Origin of the sequence: Ureibacillus acetophenoni (assembly GCF_900220965.1) — a bacterium.
GTDB lineage: Bacteria > Bacillota > Bacilli > Bacillales_A > Planococcaceae > Ureibacillus > Ureibacillus acetophenoni.
The window spans coordinates 24,470-38,399 of the sequence record NZ_OBQC01000019.1 but is presented as its reverse complement, the minus strand read 5'-3'; the positions used below and the strand labels follow the sequence as shown (position 1 = coordinate 38,399).

16 protein-coding genes and 1 pseudogene are annotated in these 13,930 nt (G+C 36.4%); 13 read left to right on the top strand and 4 right to left on the bottom strand.

Features of this window, described 5'->3' with window-relative positions; all coding sequences use genetic code 11:
• Positions 1-4: 4 nt before the first annotated feature.
• Together CRO45_RS19945 and CRO45_RS20360 are read right to left on the bottom strand one after the other, a co-directional pair.
• Positions 5-280 (bottom strand): hypothetical protein, encoded by a 276-nt coding sequence (locus CRO45_RS19945; protein ID WP_141400343.1) that lies wholly within the window; start codon positions 278-280, stop codon positions 5-7.
• Between the two features lie 171 nt (positions 281-451).
• A complete protein-coding gene (locus CRO45_RS20360; RefSeq protein ID WP_268878138.1) occupies positions 452-586 on the bottom strand; it encodes a hypothetical protein in 135 nt (44 codons plus the stop codon).
• Positions 587-1,057: 471 nt separating this feature from the next.
• On the opposite strand from CRO45_RS20360, the gene CRO45_RS18155 reads away from it, so the two are divergent.
• The 5 genes and pseudogenes from CRO45_RS18155 to CRO45_RS18130 all read left to right on the top strand — a co-directional run bounded on the left by CRO45_RS18155 (position 1,058) and on the right by CRO45_RS18130 (position 4,624).
• Positions 1,058-1,360 (top strand): YwqI/YxiC family protein, encoded by a 303-nt coding sequence (locus CRO45_RS18155; protein ID WP_097151045.1) that lies wholly within the window; start codon positions 1,058-1,060, stop codon positions 1,358-1,360.
• Positions 1,360-1,965: pseudogene (locus CRO45_RS18145) on the top strand (T7SS effector LXG polymorphic toxin). Before CRO45_RS18155 ends, CRO45_RS18145 begins: the two are co-directional and overlap by 1 nt.
• Before the next feature lie 3 nt (positions 1,966-1,968).
• A complete protein-coding gene (locus CRO45_RS18140; RefSeq protein WP_097151042.1) occupies positions 1,969-2,220 on the top strand; it encodes a hypothetical protein in 252 nt (83 codons plus the stop codon).
• A gap of 24 nt (positions 2,221-2,244) precedes the next feature.
• On the top strand, positions 2,245-3,909 hold the full coding sequence (locus tag CRO45_RS18135) for a T7SS effector LXG polymorphic toxin (protein ID WP_097151041.1): 1,665 nt from the start codon (positions 2,245-2,247) through the stop codon (positions 3,907-3,909).
• 16 nt (positions 3,910-3,925) lie between these two features.
• On the top strand, positions 3,926-4,624 hold the full coding sequence (locus CRO45_RS18130) for a PoNi-like cognate immunity protein (protein ID WP_097151040.1): 699 nt from the start codon (positions 3,926-3,928) through the stop codon (positions 4,622-4,624).
• Positions 4,625-5,231: 607 nt separating this feature from the next.
• Here the strand turns inward: CRO45_RS18130 and CRO45_RS18120 are convergent.
• Positions 5,232-5,819, bottom strand: coding sequence for a VanZ family protein (locus CRO45_RS18120; protein WP_097151038.1), 588 nt, complete (start codon positions 5,817-5,819; stop codon positions 5,232-5,234).
• Positions 5,820-5,952: 133 nt separating this feature from the next.
• Here CRO45_RS18120 and CRO45_RS18115 point away from each other — a divergent pair, with 133 nt between their 5' ends.
• Positions 5,953-6,171, top strand: coding sequence for a hypothetical protein (locus tag CRO45_RS18115; protein WP_097151037.1), 219 nt, complete (start codon positions 5,953-5,955; stop codon positions 6,169-6,171).
• Positions 6,172-6,320: 149 nt separating this feature from the next.
• Here CRO45_RS18115 and CRO45_RS18110 read toward each other — a convergent pair whose 3' ends face one another.
• A complete protein-coding gene (locus tag CRO45_RS18110; protein WP_097151036.1) occupies positions 6,321-6,764 on the bottom strand; it encodes a YfmQ family protein in 444 nt (147 codons plus the stop codon).
• Between the two features lie 247 nt (positions 6,765-7,011).
• On the opposite strand from CRO45_RS18110, the gene CRO45_RS18105 reads away from it, so the two are divergent.
• The 7 genes from CRO45_RS18105 to CRO45_RS18075 all read left to right on the top strand — a co-directional run bounded on the left by CRO45_RS18105 (position 7,012) and on the right by CRO45_RS18075 (position 12,994).
• Positions 7,012-7,233 (top strand): DUF896 domain-containing protein, encoded by a 222-nt coding sequence (locus CRO45_RS18105; RefSeq protein ID WP_097151035.1) that lies wholly within the window; start codon positions 7,012-7,014, stop codon positions 7,231-7,233.
• Between the two features lie 35 nt (positions 7,234-7,268).
• Positions 7,269-7,538, top strand: a complete 270-nt coding sequence (locus CRO45_RS18100) for an ArsR/SmtB family transcription factor (RefSeq protein ID WP_097151034.1) — start codon at positions 7,269-7,271, stop codon at positions 7,536-7,538.
• A gap of 106 nt (positions 7,539-7,644) precedes the next feature.
• Positions 7,645-8,652, top strand: a complete 1,008-nt coding sequence (locus CRO45_RS18095; protein WP_097151033.1) for an LLM class flavin-dependent oxidoreductase — start codon at positions 7,645-7,647, stop codon at positions 8,650-8,652.
• A 91-nt stretch (positions 8,653-8,743) separates the two neighbouring features.
• Positions 8,744-9,679, top strand: coding sequence for an LLM class oxidoreductase (locus CRO45_RS18090; protein ID WP_097151032.1), 936 nt, complete (start codon positions 8,744-8,746; stop codon positions 9,677-9,679).
• Between the two features lie 103 nt (positions 9,680-9,782).
• Positions 9,783-10,178: an acyl-CoA thioesterase gene (locus tag CRO45_RS18085; RefSeq protein ID WP_097151031.1), complete on the top strand. Its 396-nt coding sequence runs from the start codon at positions 9,783-9,785 to the stop codon at positions 10,176-10,178.
• A 198-nt stretch (positions 10,179-10,376) separates the two neighbouring features.
• The gene (locus CRO45_RS18080; protein ID WP_097151030.1) at positions 10,377-11,597 is read left to right on the top strand and encodes an MFS transporter; all 1,221 of its coding nucleotides are present in this window, start codon (positions 10,377-10,379) and stop codon (positions 11,595-11,597) included.
• Complete coding sequence (locus CRO45_RS18075; RefSeq protein WP_097151029.1) at positions 11,594-12,994, top strand: M20 family metallopeptidase; 1,401 nt, start codon at positions 11,594-11,596, stop codon at positions 12,992-12,994. Before CRO45_RS18080 ends, CRO45_RS18075 begins: the two co-directional genes overlap by 4 nt.
• The last annotated feature ends 936 nt before the right edge of the window (positions 12,995-13,930 follow it).

Here is a 13,930-nt window from a genome sequence, read left to right as displayed (position 1 = left end):
TAGCTTAACTTGAAATCGCAAGTAAGGTGCCGGAAATCGCAAATAAACATTTGATTTTCGCAAATAAAGTGCCAGGATTCGCAAGTAAATCAGAAATCACAAATAAGATTCCGGAATTCGCAAGTAAACACCTAGGAATCGCAAATAAACATTTGATTTTCGCAAATAAAGTGCTGGGATTCGTAAATAAAGCACCGGGATTCGCAAGTAAATCGGAAATCGCAAATAAGATTCCGGAATTCGCAAGTAAGTGATTGAAATTCGCAAATAACCATTCCATTTTCGCAAATAAAGCACTGGGATTCGCAAGTAAATCAAAAATCGCAAATAAGCTTCCGGAATTCGCAAGTAAATACCTAGGAATCGCAAATAAACATTTGATTTTCGCAAATAAAGTGCTGGGATTCGCAAGTAAATCAAAAATCGCAAATAAGATTCCGGAACTCGCAAATTAGTGATCGAAATTCACAAGTAACCATTCCATTTTCGTAAATAAAGTGCTGGGATTCGCAAGTAAATCGGAAATCGCAAATAAGATTCCGGAATTCGCAAGTAAGTGATCGGAATTCGCAAGTAACCATTCCATTTTCGCAAATAAAGCACTGGGATTCGCAAGTAAATCGGAATTCGCCCGTAAAAGTGCAAATATCGCTCATAAACATGCGGGAACCGCCCGTAAGCAATAGAAATTCGCACATAAACATGTGAAACTCGCCCGTAAAATAAAATTCACCCATAAAAGTGCAAATATCGCTCATAAACATGCGGGAACCGCCCGTAAGCAATAGAAATTCGCACATAAACAGGTGAAACTCGCCTGTAAAATAAAAATCGCCCGTAAAAGTGCAAAACTCGCTCATAAACACGTGAGAACCGCCCGTAAGCAATAGAAATTCGCACATAAACATGTGAAACTCGCCCGTAAAATAAAATTCGCCCGTAAAAGTGCAAAACTCGCTCATAAACACGCGAGAACCGTCCGTAAGCAATAGAAACTCGCCCGTAAATAGGCAAAATTATATAATTCCAAAATCCAACCGCAAAGGGGAGAAGTCAAATGGCTAACGAAGTGAAAATGGTATACGAAGATGTCGAGGAGCAACTAGGGGTGATGGAAAATGCAACGTCCTCACTAAACCCTGCTGCTGAACCACCAATAGAAGGAAATACATTAGATGTTGTTACAAAACTGAATGAGCTTGCCTTGGAATTAGAACGCATCTTAACAAGCTATCAAACAGTGTTACTGAACAATATTGAAACAACGAAAAATTCTGTCCAATATATGCGTGAACAAGATCAACGCATTTCAACAAACATTAGCGGTGCAGTTTCAGGTCCTAGGAGGCTGATGAGCTAATGAAAGTGTTAGATACCGCAAACTTCCATGATGGACTTCAGCGCAACCTAACCATGTTAACGAGACTAGAGACGGAAATGAAAACAATTGAAACTGCCATTCAAGGACTCACACAGTTAGAGAATTCTTTAAAGGGGCAATGTGGCAATGCGCTTCGTGCATTTTATAGGGATTGCCACCTGCCCTTTTTACAATTTTTCTATTTATTTTAAAGTAGTTTCAATGATGTACTTACGCAAATGATAGAAGCACTTAATACGCTTGAACCAGACCAATCTGGTTATATTGACCAATCCTACTTAGAAAGCGAAGTGGAACAAGGGCTCGACAACGCGAAAGAAGTGGCTGAAACATTAACAAGCGAAACGAATTCGATTATGGGAGAAGTTTCAGATATCGTTTCTCTACCAAATCTTGATGACAGTGAGGTCCAAACAGAAAATCAAAATGCAAAACGCCATCGAGATACAACCGTTACTGATCAAACCTTAGAGAAATATGGATTTCATGTGGTAGATCATTTATTTTTCGCTATTCTCAGTGACCCAACTGCAAAAATAATGACTGCAGAAATATTCCGTCCAATCGAGGAAAATGATTTTTAAGCAATGCCTAGTTCAGAAGAAATACGTTTTATAAGTTATTTCTCAGTAAACCGGATGATTACAACGAGAATTAAGGATCAGTTTGATGAACAATCCCAGGTAAAGTTTTGGGAACTGGTTGAGTATATACAAAAGCATGAATTAACTCAAAGCAGTCCTGTTTTCGTAGAGTTCAAACTTAGCCACTCAGGAGTTGCTTATGTGGAAACGAGTGTCGGGGTTTCGGGAGGATTACACTATCCGTCTTTACCTTAGTCCAATAATTTAGAAGGTGATGTAATGAAGGTATTAGATGTTAATAATTTTCAACAGGGGCTTGAAAGAAATCTTAGTCGATTAAGACGGCTCGAAAGTGAAATGAAACAGATTGAAACTGCCATTCAGGGGCTTACAAACTTAGAAGAGTCACTCAAAGGTCAAGGTGGAGAAGCATTACGAGGATTTTATGAAAATTGTCATTTACCCTTTCTCGAATTTTTTAACACTTTTAAAACGAGTTTTACAAATATTCTTCAACAAATGGATGCTGCATTGACATCCCTTGAACCCGATTCATCTGGTTATATCAGCCAATCCTATTTAGAAGGTGAAGTTGAGCAAGGGTTAGAAGTAGCGAGTCAAGTAACAGAAGATCTAACGAATGAAACCAACCAAATCATGAGTGAAGTTTCAGATATTGTAAGTCTACCAAACTTAGATGATAGTGAAGTTCAAGTGGGAGTGGCGGATGCAAAAGCTCATCGTGACGATACGGTAGAACAACTAAATGTATTTGACCTCACGCAAACTATGGCTTTAAACACAATTCAAAACGACCTTATATTAATGAAAACATGGATTACTAACATTGAATCTATGATTACCGAAGGGTTGACGGATGTGAACTTCCCAGCTGAGCAGTGGAAGGCATTTGCACAGCAAAATCCGCTAATGATTACATTAGCAGCGCGAACAATGTCAATGGACAGCATCATCGGCATGGACCCACTACTAGCACCTGGAATGATTGGTGGAGCAAATCCATACTCGCTATCAAGCATACAATTGACTGGTCAACTACCTATATATAACTTCGGCATCAACGGCGCATCGGTGTCTACGAACTTTGTTTCATTTAAGAAGAAACAAGAAGAGGAAATTGCAAAAGAGCTTTCCTGCCCTGTACCAGACGTGAACGAAGTGACGGAAGAGGAAAATGGATTCTTAGCCTTTTTAGGGGATATTGGAAATGGGGCTGTTGAATTAGGCAAAGGTGCTCTAACTGTAGGAAAAGAAGTAGCAGATTTTATCATTTTAGATGATATTAATACACTAATGGATCCCAATGCATCAGGTGCTGACAAAGGCTTCGCTGTTGCTTCCTTTATTCCAATTGGAAAATTAGTGAAAGGTGGCAAATTGGTTGGTAAAATTATAGATAGTGACGTGGATGATGTTGTTAAGAAAAGTAATGTAGATGAAGTGGTTGATAAAGGGAAGGGTAAAGTTACAAATGTAAATAAGACTCAAACAAAGGTTATAGATGACGTGGAATCTGGAAAAGTCTCTTTAGAAACGAACAAACACAAAGGGAATTATGGCGAAATGAAGATGGATGTTCATTTTGAAAGTCAAGGTTATGAAAGAATTAATATTGATAGAGTAACTAGTTTAGATGATAAAGTAATTAAAGGAATAGACGGTGTTTATTTTGACCCAGGTCCACCTCCCAAATATATAATTGGTGAAGCTAAATATGGTAGTTCGAATCTTAGTCAAACTAAAGATGGGAAACAAATGAGTGATACATGGGTCGAAGGAAAGAACAGACTAGAAAAAGCAGTTGGAAAAGATGCAGCTGACGATATTTTACTAGAAGGATATGATAAAGTTTTAGTGAATACTAAAGAAGATGGAACAGTAGTTACGAAAGTGTTAGATGCAAAGGGCAATATAAAAAAGTAAGAGGTGACAAATAATAATGATAAGAGATTTACTTAAAGAGGAAGAATACTTTATAGAGTATATTGCAGAAGAGACGGCTAGAATAAAAAAATTCGAAACAAAACTAAATAATCACGAAGTAAGAGAAGATAGAGTTTTAAGTGTTCGAAAAAAAGTTCATGATTTAAGATTTCAGATTTTTATAGCTAAGTATTCTATGGGAGATCCAGTTGAATCTCTTGTAGAAGACTATAAAGAACTGGTAGAAGAAATGAAAGAACTTTGGGTTTCCGAGCTTTACGAAGATATGTTGTGGATGCTTTCTATAGGCATTATGCTTGAAATTGATGAAAATACATTTAATACTCTTGTGAAATTAGTAGAGAACAGTAATATAAATGATTTTTTATATAACTTTATTATCAATTCTAGAAAGAAAGGTATAGATTATCAGAATAGTGCTTGGTTATTTAAAGAACCCTTCAAATATCTTAATAATGTTATTGTAAGTGAAGATGATACAAAAGCTATTAATTATTTGAAGGAATACCTTACAAAACATTGGTATGTTGGACATAGTGACATGGGCTGGTATGAGTGTCATAAACATAATGAAAAATTATATTTTGGCTATTGGAGCTTTGAAAGTGGTGCAATTGCAAAAATTCTTCAATTAGATGATGAGCATTTAAGAGGAGTACCATATTATCCTTATGATTTGGTTCATTATAAATAATCAGAGGGGATAACAGTGAAAGTAATTGAAGATTATTTTAGAAGAGATCCATCAAAGGTGTAAAGAATTTAATCGTGAAATGCCAACTGAAATAAAATTACGTTACGATATAAAAAATAATAAATTACAAGGCAAATATAACTATGAATTAGTATATTCTAATGATGATTCGCTTCTGCCGAGTAATATTTTCAAAGCTTGTTTTGATGAAGTATTGAAGAGTTAAATAAACAAAACTAGTTATTACGAGGTTTTCATAAAGTAGTTAACACAAGATACACTCTAAAGTGAACTGAGTTCAAACAATTAATAACCATGGGAAACTCCATGGTTTTTTTGTTTTTAATTGTATGTTCTTATCGCGAAGAAAGATAAATAGTTTATATATAAAGGGGGGAGAATGCAATTTTAACGAATAAAGAAAACTTGCTCATTCCAGGTGGTTTGCTACTGGGAATGGGGATCGGTTTAGCGATGGATGAAGTTGCAGCAGGGATGTTCATTGGTTTAGGAGCGGGATTTATTTTAACAACCATTTTTACTTATTTCAGCAAGAGACATGAATAAATAAATTGGACAAGAGCTGTTTTAACAGCTCATTTCTTTTTCAGTAAAATACCAAAACTTTTCGAAAAACGGGGTAAAGTAAATAACCTAGGCAAATTCCTAGCACGTTTAAGATCAGATCATCTATATCTAAACTTCCTCTTTTTGTTATAAATTGTAGTCCTTCAATAACACTAATAGTACATAAACTAATCAAAAGCAAATGCTTCATAGAGGCAACTTTTTGTACATATCGATAATACAATCCAAAAGGTATAAATAAACCGATATTTGCCCCTAAATTATATAGAGCAATTAAAAAATCCACTTTTCCAATTAGATAATAAGTAATTGTATTTAATGGAATTAAATTAACACTGCCATAACTTGAACCACCTGGCCTGAAGAATAATAAAATAATCAATCCAAGTGCGTAGAACACAATCGCTATGTTGAGGATCCGTTTCGATAGATGAATCTTTATTTTTTTAATCCAACAAACAAAAAATACAAAAAGAAACGTGATTAGAAACCAAACAACGGCCATAACTATTGGATGTAAGTAGTTGGTTAGTTCACTCCATACGGGTAATAAAATGATAAAAATAATCTGAGCAAATAAAAAACTAAGTAATATGTGTTTATTCATATTCCATCAGGCTCCGTTGTTTTAGTATGTACCTTTTCTATAGTACCATTATATCAAAGCTACACACCTTAACTGTCCGAAAAAGAAGAATCTATATAATTTTCGACTTTGGGCATATTACAATGTAGAGGTGATGAAAGTGACGAAGAAAAGAGACAAACAAAAAATCAATGTGGAATTAGGTGGCATGGATCTTTTTGGGACAACTTCAAATGCCCCAGTCGGCGGCTATCAAGCTTCTGGCGACATTGAAAATGCAGGTCAATTAGATAAAGGATTCAAAAAACTCGAAGATAACGACGACTTGACTCCACAAGCTTCAATTAAAGAAGGCGATCGCGAAGGATATTAGTTTAATACTAAATACAGATCCATTTAAATAGAACTTTCCTAGAAGAGGGGAAAGTTCTATTTTCTGTTTGAATATTTTATTTGTTTGAGCCCGTAAGCTAAAAAAAGTAATCCCAAATTTTAATAATGAGGGATTACTATTATTATCTTTTAAGCACTAAAACCATTTGAAGGAGTAAACTTCTGTAGCGGCTCAGAACTTAGACTATAAGATGCGACTTTTTTCTTCCATTGCTTCACGACTTCAATTTGGTCAGTGGAACAATATAGGAAGAAGTTCATTTCTTTGTTTTTCTTTTTTACATTAATGACAAAAGGAGTAATATCAGTATCAGGATTAAGAAAGGCTTCTTCATTTCCAGGAAAAATATGATTTCTTTCTAAAAATAATGATTCATTAAAATAGTTAATAAGTGTATCTTTCTCTTCATCTACCAGTTTCTTCTCATTGAATGTAATTGTCACATCCTTTGAATCCAGTTTTGGATGAAGGGCAAATTTACTGACAACCCATCCAACCAAGGCACTTGGAGGACTCATCGCAAATTTAAGAATTACGCCAATCAATATTAGTAAGACAGCCCACCATGTCATATAAGCCAACTCCTCGTATACTGCAATTGTTTCCTAATCGCTAGTAGGGATTTATTTAAACAATAATAGTTATAGATTATCATAAAATTTTGATTCTTAATTTGACCATTTTTCAACAATAGTGGCTACAATAACTTAGTTCAATTTGATGTTAGAGAGCAAATGATTCGACAATCTTTAATAGTCTGTTATTATTACATGATAGTTTTTATCTAAATAACCAAAAACTTAACTAGAGGTGAACAACATGATAGAAATATTAAATCGAATTAATCAATTAGCAAAAAAGCAACGTGAAGAAGGATTAACAAATGCGGAAAAAGTCGAACAACAAGTACTTCGAGAAGATTACTTGCGTCAAATAAGAGGACAAGTTCTCGATACTTTTTCAGGGATAAAGGTAATGGATCCGCTAGGGAATGATGTAACACCTGAGAAAATACGTAATTTAAATACAAAAGAAGATTAAAGGATTTATGATTCTCGAAAAGGCAGGATCTGCACATGGATGAAGAACAATTAGTAAAAGTATATAAAGCACTTGGAGAGCCAACTCGATTAAAGCTCGTCAAAGCTTTGGTATCTGCACCGCAAATGGCTTGTCAGGATATAGCAGAAAAGCTAGACATACAAGCGAATTCTACATTAACACATCATTTAAAGTTGTTAACAGATTGTGGATTGTTAGTGGTAGAAAAAGAAGGTACTTATCGTTACTACAGTTTACAGAAGGATGTTCTGAAAAAATACGCACCAACTTTAATTTCTGAATGATATTTTAGTAAAAAAATTTTCGTGTATATTTCGATATTTATAGAAATAAGGAATGAAGCATGAAAATGAATTAAGACTTAATAGATGTTAGAAAGGGATGTAAATAATGAAAAGTCTAAATATACCTGTATCTGTTTTAAATCTAGTACCTAATCGCCAAGATCAAATTGTGAAAGATTCGATTGATCATATGGTGACGTTAGCCCAAGCAACCGAAAAGATGGGCTACACACGTTATTGGATTGCTGAACATCATAATATGACGTCCGTGGCAAGTTCTGCAACAGCCATTTTAATCAACCATACACTCGAGCATACGGAAAGTATTCGTGTAGGTTCAGGGGGAATTATGCTGCCTAATCATTCACCATTAGTGGTAGCTGAACAATTCGGTACGATGGCAACGATGTTTCCGAGTCGTGTTGACTTAGGGTTAGGTCGTGCGCCAGGGACAGATGGATTAACAGCAAATGCATTGCGACGTTCACAACATCAAGCTGTAGAACAGTTTCCAAATGAAGTAAGGGATATTTTAACATATGTAGGTCCTGAAGAAATACAAGGACCTGTAAAGGCATTTCCAGGTGTTGGGACAAATGTACCCGTGTATATACTTGGTTCTTCCACAAGCTCTGCTTACTTAGCTGCAGAACTTGGCTTACCGTATGCCTTTGCAGCTCATTTTGCGCCAACAGCTATGGCGGATGCTTTTGCGATTTACCGTAGTCGATTTAAGCCATCTGTCTATTTAGAAAAACCTTATACGATTGCATGTGTAAATGTGGTTGCGGCAGACAGTATGGAAGAAGCAAACTACCTATCATCATCTCTATTACAATTTTATCGTGATGTTTTCACTAACAAAAGTGGTCCATTAAAACCACCAGTCGAAAATTTTGAGCAATCTTTAACTCCATTAGAAGTGAACTTACTAAATTCAAGTTTATCCACTACGTTTATTGGTGACCGTCAAAACATCTATGAACAGTTAATGAGTTTCCAACAACAATTTGTTGCGGATGAGATTATGGCTGTTACGTATATTTATGATATGGAAAAACTAATTCGATCATATGAAATTTTAAAAGAGGTAGTTGATGGATTTAACAAATAAATAAAAGTTTGGTAGTAGAGTTATTACTTTGGAGACTTGAATGATAGCTCGAATGTTAATTAACTCAAAACCAATTAGGAGAAACATTTACATGGAAAAATTTCAATCACACCAAGGTTTTGCTCGAACATTTAAACAAAATCAATTAACGATTGGGCTCTTTATGCCTTTAGAATCCTATACAGGAAGTTTTCCTAAAATGGATTTAGAAGAACAAATGGGACTAGCCAAAATGGCGGAGAATTATGGATTTGCTTCTTTATTTGTTAGAGATGCTCCTCTTTATGATCCGGGTTTGGGGGAAGTTGGATTTCTCTATGATCCAATGATGTTTCTTAGTTATGTATCTGCACATACAGAAAAAATCGCTTTAGGGACAGCAAGCATCGTTACAACGTTTCGTCACCCTCTCCATTTAGCTAAGTCAGCAGCGACTTTAGATAAACTGTCAAACCAACGATTTTTATTTGGCGTTGCGACTGGTGATCGGATAATCGAATTTCCTACATTTAAGGTGGACAGAGATGAAAGAGGTGAGCTCTTTAGGGAATCCATAGAAGTGATGAGAAAAGTGTGGGGAGAGTCGTTTCCACAAATTCATACAAAAAGAGTGGAAATGACTCAAGGCGATGTTGTTCCAAAACCGCTTTTAACAGATATTCCAATGTTAGGAACTGGTTACGCAGGTCAGTCAATTGAATGGTTAGGCGCGAATACCGACGGTTGGTTGTTTTATCCACAAGACGTTGCATCTCAGCGTAAATTAATTCAAGATTGGCGTCGTGTAAGTGGTGAATTTAAACCATTTATACAACCGTTAGCCCTTGATTTGTCTGAAAGAGCGAATGAGGCCCCTAAGCCGATACGAATTGGATTTAGAACAGGTTATAAATTTTTGTTAGACTATCTCCATGCTTATCAAGAAGCCGGGGTAAATCATATCATCATTAGCTTGAAAGGAAGTAAACGTCCGGTAGAAGAAGTCATACAAGAACTCGGAGAACAAGTAATTCCGCATTTTCGTTAAACTTACTTAGTTAATAAAGGGATATTTTCACCGAAGTTGAATAATAAATAGTGTTGATATTCTAGTAAAATTTATGAAAATGATTGAGAGGCTGTGAAATGATATGGAACATTCAAAAACATATACCATCGTGGAAAGTGATCTTGATGAACTTGGACATATGAATTACTTGAGATATATAAAGATTTTTGAAACTGCACGTTTCGGTTGGTTCGAGCAAATTGGACTCCGCTTTGAAAATTTATTAGAAGAACAACTTGGACCGGTTCTGTTAAAACTAGAAACGGAATATTCAAAAGAAGTTCGTCTTGGTGATACAGTGGAAATACGTTCACACTTAATTAGAGTGGGGACGAAAAGCTTTACTCTTGAGCAAACTATGATACATGAAGGTCAAACTTCTGCAACAACTACGGCGATTATGGCAATTATGGATTTACAAAAAAGAAAAGCAATTCCAGTTCCTGCTGAAATTGCAAAATTTAAGGTAAACCTCTAAAGTTAGTGAGATTAAACGATCGTTTTGCCTAAAAATTAATAAATGATCCGACTGAAAACAAAGAATACTTTGTTCTTAATCGGTTAAATTAATACGTAAATTAAAGCATTTTCAACATATGAAAATGCTTTTTCTTTTGTCCTTTTATTCATGTGCACAAGGAAAAAATTACGAATGTCGGTAAAAGGGGATTGTTATATGAATGAACTGATTTTAGAGAAAAAAGCAAGAACTACCTTGTTAGTACTTCTTTTTTTAGGATGGGCTTTAGGTAATCTAGATCGCTATGTAATGAACTATGCCATCGTCAATATTGGAGAAGATTTGTCATTGACGAACACAGAAACAGGGTTAGTATTAAGTTCATTTTTTCTCGGATATGCTTTAATGCAACTACCCGGAGGAATTTTGGCCGACCGATTTGGCGCTAAGCGGATATTGCTAATTGCTGTCATTGTGTGGTCAATCTTTACAGGACTCACTGCTATTGCGTGGGGCTTAGGTATTATGGTAATTATTCGTTTTTTATTTGGAATTGGAGAAGGCGGGTTCCAACCTTCTGCATCGAAATTAATTACGACATATTATCCTAAAAATGAGCGTAGTAAAGTGATGTCCATTATGCTTTCATCAAGCGCTATTATGGCGATGTTAGTACCAATTATCTCCGCCGTTCTATTATTATCCATTGGATGGCGAGCATTTTTTGTCATTGCAGGTGCGATTGGAGCAATCATTGCTGTTTTATATTGGAAAGTTATTCCGAAAGATAGAGTCGCTGTTAATACGGATGGTGCACCAAAGATAACAGGAATATTAGGCAAATTACTAAGGATGCCTTTTATGTGGAGTTTAGTTATCTCATACTTTACGATTTACGCTGTAAACTGGGGACTGAATTCATGGTTACCAAAGTACTTAACTGATGTTCGTGGCCTTGATTTATTGTCCATTGGTGGGTTACAACTAATTCCTGGTTTTATAATGATTGTTTCTATGATTTTAAGTGGATATATTATCGATAAAATTGAACTAAGGATTTCGAAATATATTGGCGCGTTTTTTGCACTGTTATTGGCAGTATTTTTACTTCTAATGTTTAACGCAAATTCAATATCATTATTTATCGTCTATCAATGTATCGTGACGTTTGTGATGACGTTTGTTGTCTTACTTCTACCGTCCTTCATTTTAAAGAACATACCTGCAGAATATTCAGGGTCTGCGATGGGGATGGCAAATACGGGTGGACAGTTAGCAGGTTTTGTGACACCAACATTAATTGGTGCGATGGTCGATGCATTTGACGGTTCATATAATGCGGCTGTTTGGTTACTTGTTGGAATCTCTGTCATCTGCGTGCTTGCCATATTATCAATTGTTAAAAAAGATGAAAACGTTGAGGGGGAAGCAGCATGAACGCACCGGAATTTGATATAAAGGGATATTTAAATGAAAAGAAACCATTTTTCACTTCTCTAAGCGATCAAATTTGGGAACATCCTGAATTGCATTTCCAAGAAAAATTTGCGGTAGGCACGATGGAAGAAGCTTTAACTGCCGAGGGATTTAGTGTTACGAAAAATGTAGCGAATTTGGAAACAGCTATCATGGGGAGCTACGGTAACGGTCCCACTGTTATTGCCTTCCTGGGAGAGTATGATGCACTCCCGTATTTAAGTCAGGAAGGTGGTAAGGCGGAATACAATCCGATTGAAGAAGGTGGAGCTGGTCATGGTTGTGGACATAACCTTCTTGGAGTTGGTTCTTTTGCGGCAGCCGTTGCTGCAAAGGCTTTTGTAGAAAAAACAAATGCACCATTTACGATTCGATATTACGGTTGTCCCGCTGAGGAAAATGGTTCAGGTAAAGCACACATGGTAAAACAAGGTGTTTTTGATGATGTAGATTTAGCAATTTCATGGCATCCAAACTTTTTTAATTCAACAATGAATTTAAGATCCTTAGCTAACTATGCTGCCGTATTCAAGTTTAAAGGAAGAAGTGCCCACGCTGCAGCAGCTCCGCATCTCGGACGAAGTGCATTAGATGCTGTCGAGTTAATGAATGTAGGTGTGAACTACTTGCGTGAACATATCATTCAAGATGCGAGGGTTCATTATGCAGTGACTCACACAGGTGGAACGTCACCAAACGTTGTTCAGCCTTACGCGGAAGTGACGTATTTAATTCGTGCTCCTAAAAAGGAACAAGTAGTTGAAATTTATAACCGTATTCAAAAGATTGCTTCTGGAGCAGCGTTAATGACGGAGACGACTTTTGAAGAACAATTCGAGGGGACAGCATCGGATTTAATTCCAAATGAGACTCTTGCAAAAGTAATGCAGGCGCAGTTTGAAACAGCAGAGCCACTTGAGTTTAATGATGAGGAACTTCAGTTTGCGGGAAAGATTTTTGAAACATTGGATTCGGAAAGTAAAGCTGTAGCCCATTCAATCTTGACTCAGGAACAGAAGAACCAGTTAGGGGACAAGCGTTTATGTAATGTGATTACTCCTTTGGCTCCTGAAGCTATGCTTTACGGTTCAACAGATGTTGGCGATGTTAGTTGGGTCACACCAACTGTTCAATGTACTACAACATGCTTAGTTTTAGGAACTCCTCTTCATACATGGCAAGTCGTTTCTGTAGGAAAAACATCGATTGGCCATAAAGGGATGCTCTATGCAGCGGAAATTATGGCAAGAACAGCGATCAGCTGTATGGAAAATCCTCAAGTGATTGAGGAAGCGAAAGACGAGTTGAAGAAGAGACTAAACGGTCAAAAATATACTTCATTAATCCCAACGAATTAACTGTTGAAAGAGATGTTCCGCGGAGGGGCATCTCTTTTTATGGATAGTTTGGTACTATAGAGGAAAAGGGTAGTTTGCGCAGGTATTCCGAGAGGATGAAGGACATTTGAGTATGGAAATTTGAAGTTCACGGAGATAAGGCCTCTAAAGGACAAAAGAACCGGAAATTCACGGAGAACTGTCTTTTATAAGGCCTCTAAAGGACAAAAGAACCGGAAATTCACGGAGAACTGTCTTTTATAAGGCCTCTAAAGGACAAAAGAACCGGAAATTCACAGAGAACTGTCTTTTATAAGGCCTCTAAAGGACAGAAGAAGTGGAAAATAACGGAGAACTGTCTTTTATAAGGCCTCTAAAGGACAGTAGAAGTGGAAAATAACGGAGAACTGTCTTTTATATGGCCTCTAAAAGACAAAAGAACCGGAAATTCACAAAGAACTGTCTTTTATAAGGCCTCTAAAGGACAGAAGAAGTGGAAAATAACGGAGAACTGTCTTTTATAAGGTCTCTAAAAGACAAAAGTAGTGGAAATTAACAGAGAACTGTCTTTTATAAGGCCTCTAAAGGACAGTAGAAGTGGAAAATAACGGAGAACTGTCTTTTATAAGGTCTCTAAAAGACAAAAGTAGTGGAAATTCACGGAGAACTGTCTTTTATAAGGCCTCTAAAAGACAAAAGAACCGGAAATTCACGGAGAACTGTCTTTTATAAGGCTTCTAAAGGACAAAAGAAAGGGAAATTAACGAAGAACTGTCTTTTATAAGGCCTCTAAAGGACAGTAGAAGTGGAAAATAACGGAGAACTGTCTTTTATAAGGCCTCTAAAAGACAAAAGAACCGGAAATTCACGGAGAACTGTCTTTTATAAGGCCTCTAAAGGACAAAAGAACCGGAAATTCACGGAGAACTGTCTTTTATAAGGCCTCTAAAGGACAGA